Annotated in this window: 4 protein-coding genes; 3 read left to right on the forward strand and 1 reads right to left on the reverse strand. The window is 73.5% G+C overall.

The window, feature by feature from the left end:
- Positions 1-71 precede the first annotated feature (71 nt).
- Positions 72-929 (forward strand): glycosyltransferase family 2 protein, encoded by an 858-nt coding sequence (locus ACTUAL_RS07875; RefSeq protein WP_096496929.1) that lies wholly within the window; start codon positions 72-74, stop codon positions 927-929.
- Between the two features lie 157 nt (positions 930-1,086).
- Here ACTUAL_RS07875 and ACTUAL_RS07880 read toward each other — a convergent pair whose 3' ends face one another.
- Positions 1,087-1,410 carry a hypothetical protein gene (locus ACTUAL_RS07880; RefSeq protein WP_232520083.1) on the reverse strand — a complete coding sequence of 108 codons (324 nt, stop codon included), beginning with the start codon at positions 1,408-1,410 and terminating at the stop codon, positions 1,087-1,089.
- Positions 1,411-1,628: 218 nt separating this feature from the next.
- On the opposite strand from ACTUAL_RS07880, the gene ACTUAL_RS07885 reads away from it, so the two are divergent.
- Both ACTUAL_RS07885 and ACTUAL_RS07890 read left to right on the forward strand, forming a co-directional pair.
- Positions 1,629-2,708, forward strand: a complete 1,080-nt coding sequence (locus ACTUAL_RS07885) for a sugar phosphate nucleotidyltransferase (RefSeq protein WP_440899783.1) — start codon at positions 1,629-1,631, stop codon at positions 2,706-2,708.
- 4 nt (positions 2,709-2,712) lie between these two features.
- A complete protein-coding gene (locus tag ACTUAL_RS07890) occupies positions 2,713-3,657 on the forward strand; it encodes a DNA-3-methyladenine glycosylase family protein (protein ID WP_440899784.1) in 945 nt (314 codons plus the stop codon).
- Positions 3,658-3,877: the final 220 nt, after the last annotated feature.

Below are 3,877 nucleotides of genomic sequence, written 5' to 3' on the forward strand. Positions count from 1 at the left end.
CCTTCAGCTCTTGATCTTCCCCCCGTCCCCCTCAAGCCCTCACCCCCGAACGCACCACTAGGGTGAGCCGCGTGACGCGCTACGGAGACGACCTCGCGGTGGTGACGGTCACCTACTCCCCAGGTGACACCCTCGACCGCTTCCTGGACACCCTCGCCGGGGCCACCACCCGGCCCGTCCGGGTCGTGCTCGCGGACAACGGCTCCACCGACGGCGTGCCCGAACGCGCAGCCGCCGATCGCGACGACGTCGAGTTCGTGCCCACCGGCGGCAACCTCGGCTACGGCGGCGGTGCGAACCGCGGAGTCGCCGCACTGGACGACTCGATCGGCTGGATCGTGATCGCCAACCCCGACCTGGAGTGGGGCGAGGGCAGCCTCGACCGCCTCCTCGACGCCGCGACCCGCTGGCCCAGGGGCGGCGCCTTCGGCCCCCTGGTCCGCGAACCGGACGGCGAGGTCTACCCGTCCGCGCGCCTGCTCCCCTCACTCGGCCGGGGGATCGGGCACGCGCTGTTCGCCAAGGTGTGGCCCTCGAACCCCTGGACCCGCGAGTACCGCCAGGAGCGCACCGGCATCACCGAGCGCACCGCCGGCTGGCTGTCCGGCTCCTGCCTGCTCCTGCGCCGCGAGGCCTTCGACTCCGTCGACGGCTTCGACGCCCGCTACTTCATGTACTTCGAGGACGTCGACCTCGGCGACCGCATGGCCAAGGCCGGCTGGCTGAACGTCTACGTCCCGACCGCGGAGGTCGTGCACATCGGCGGCGCGTCCACCAAGAAGGCCTCGGGCCGGATGCTCGCCGCCCACCACAGCAGCGCCTACCGCTACCTGTCCGACCGCCACCAGGGCCTGGTCTGGGCCCCGATGCTCCTGGCGGTCCGCCTGGGCCTCGGCCTGCGCCTCAAGCTCCTCACCCGCAGGGCCTGACCGCCCGCAGCCCACCGCTTACCGCCCGCAAGCAACCCACCGGGCGCAAGCAACCTACCCGGCGCGCGCACACCGACCAGCGAGGACACGCCCGGCCGCCCCAGTGACCACCGTCACGCGCGGCCGGGCTTTCGGGCGGTCAGGCGCTCGCCGAACCTCACCCCTCGCCGTTCAACCGCCCCGCCAGCCCACCCTGCTGCCCCTGCCCGCCGGACAACCGCTGCGACAGCGAGGGCCTGCTGGCCACCTGCTGCACCGTGGGCACCGGCCCCGGCGCGACCCGCTCCTCCGGCTCGGGCGGAGGCGTCTTCACCGCGGGCGGCGGGGGCGGGACGTCCTGCAGCCCGTTCGCGATCCTCGTGGTCAGGATCATCGTGGAGTCCGGGTCCGGCCCCTTCGGCTCGGCGGCCTCCACCACGCTGCGCGGGATCTGCTGGGTCGACGACGAGTCCATCGGCGAGGTCATGTTGTTCGGCGTCACGATGTGGACACCGCCGCGTGCGCGGGCACGGGCGAGCACGGCATCAGCCCTAGCACGGGGATCCATCCGGCTCACTCCTGCGGTCCGTCGGGCCGGCGGGCGCCGGCGCTGCGATCTGTGACGCTCCACCGACCCGGAACCACCGGCCCTGTCAGCGGGGCGTTTCTGCCAGAGTATTCGCAAGCACGAGCGGAAGTAAGCGGAGGAGGAAAAACGGCATGTCGGAGCTGCAAGGCGCCGAGGCGGTGGTTCTGGTCGGGGGCAAGGGGACCCGCCTGCGCCCCCTGACCCTGTCCGCCCCCAAGCCCATGCTGCCGACCGCGGGGGTGCCCTTCCTCACCCACTTGCTGTCGCGCATCCGCGAGGCGGGCATCAGGCACGTGGTGCTGGGCACGTCCTACAAGGCCGAGGTGTTCGAGGAGCACTTCGGCGACGGCGCGGACCTGGGGCTGGAGCTGGAGTACGTCGTGGAGGAGGAGCCGCTGGACACGGCGGGCGCCATCCGCAACGTCGCCCACCTGCTCCGCGAGCCCGACGTCATGATCTTCAACGGGGACATCCTCTCCGGCGTCGACCTGCGCGGGGTGCTGAACACGCACCGCACGGCCGAGGCGGACGTGACCCTGCACCTGGTCAAGGTGGACGACCCGCGCCGGTTCGGCTGCGTGCCCACCGACGAGGACGGGCGGGTCACCGCGTTCCTGGAGAAGACCGAGAACCCGCCGACGGACCAGATCAACGCGGGCTGCTACGTCTTCAAGCGCGAGGTCGTCGAGGCCATCCCGGCCGGTCGTCCCGTCTCCGTGGAGCGGGAGACGTTCCCCGGCCTGCTCGCGGGCGGCGCCCGGCTGCAGGGTCACGTGGACACCTCGTACTGGCTGGACCTGGGCACGCCCGCCGCGTTCGTGCAGGGGTCCACGGACCTCGTGCGCGGGATCGCGCCGTCGGCCGCGCTGACCGAGGGCACCGGTGAGGCGCTGATCAAGGCCGGTGCGACCGTGCACGAGGGCGCGGTGCTGCGCGGCGGCACGACGGTCGGCGCGGGCTGCACCGTCGCCGAGGGCGCGGTGCTCGACGGGGCGGTGCTCTTCGCGGGCGCGGTGAGCGGCGAGGGCGCGGTCGTGGAGCGGAGCGTCGTCGGCGCGGGCGCGCTCGTGCAGGCGGGCGCGGTCGTGGCCGACGCGGTGATCGGCGACGGCGCGGTGATCGGCGCGCGGTGCGAGCTGCGCGACGGGGTCAGGGTGTGGCCGGGGGTCGTGCTGCCGGAGGCGGGGGTTCGCTTCTCCGCCGACGTGTAGCCCGGTGCTCGGAGGTGTGACGGCCGGGGCCGCGCCGGGGGAGTCCCCCCTGGCGCGGTCCTGGTCGCCGCCGTTCCCGGTCGACGTCGGCGCGGTGGTCGCGCCGGTGCGGCGGGGGCCGGGGGACCCGTCGTTCCACCGGGAGGCCGGAGGGGCGGTGTGGCTCGCGGCGGGGACTCCCCGCGGCGCGGGCACGCTCCGGCTCGCGGTCGCCGCCGATGGGGTCGACGCGCGGGCCTGGGGGCCCGGCGCGGAGTGGCTCCTCGACGGGCTTCCCGCGCTGCTCGGCGCGGACGACGACGATTCCGGGTTCGTCGCGCACCACCCGCTGGTCGCCGAGAGCAGGCGGCGCAGGCCGGGGGTGCGGCTGTGCTCCACCCGGCGGGTGTGGGACGCGCTGCTGCCCGCGGTCCTGGAGCAGAAGGTCACCGGGACGGAGGCGCAGCGGTCGTACCGGCAGCTGTGCGTGCGGTTCGGCGAGCGCGCGCCGGGACCGACGCCGGTGCCGCTGCACGTGCCGGTCGGGCCTCGGGTGGTGGCCCGGTTGGCGGACTGGGAGTGGCACGCGGCCGGGGTCGACGGGGCCCGGCGGCGCACGCTGGTCGCGGCGGCGCAGGTCGCGCACCGGTTGGAGGCCGCGGCCGGGATCAAGGGCGTGCTGGGGCGTGAGCTGCTGCGGAAGGTGCCGGGTATCGGGGTGTGGACCGCTGCTGAGGTCGCGCAGCGGGCCTGGGGGGACGCGGACGCGGTCAGCTTTGGGGATTTTCACCTGGCCAAGACCGTTGGGCACGCGTTGACCGGTGGGCCGGTGGACGACGACGGGATGGCCGGGTTGCTGGCGCCGTACGCGCCGCAGCGGCATCGGGCGGTGGTGTTCCTGCTGCTCAGCGGGGTTCGAGCGCCTCGGCGCGGGGTGCGGTTCTCGGCTCGTGATTATCGGCGGGTTTAGGGGTGTAGATCAAGGGCTGAAGGTCAAGGGCTGAAGGTCAAGGGCTGAAGGTCAAGGGCTTGAAGATCAAGAGCTTAAAAGCACGCCTCGCCGGCGGGGCAGACCTCCAAAAAAGAGGGGGACGGGCTCTGCCGGCCGGTGACGCTTCTGTTGGTGGTCCCGTTTACCACTGCGGTGGGCGGGGTCCCTCTTCTCCGTTTGGCCTCCTTTCAGGCAAGCA

The sequence above is a fragment of the Actinosynnema sp. genome (assembly GCF_052038725.1).

Coding starts and splice junctions, on each gene's coding strand:
- ACTUAL_RS07885 (WP_440899783.1), top strand. CDS start 1,629: ATGTCGGAGCTGCAAGGCGCCGAGGCGGTGGTTCTGGTCGGGGGCAAG.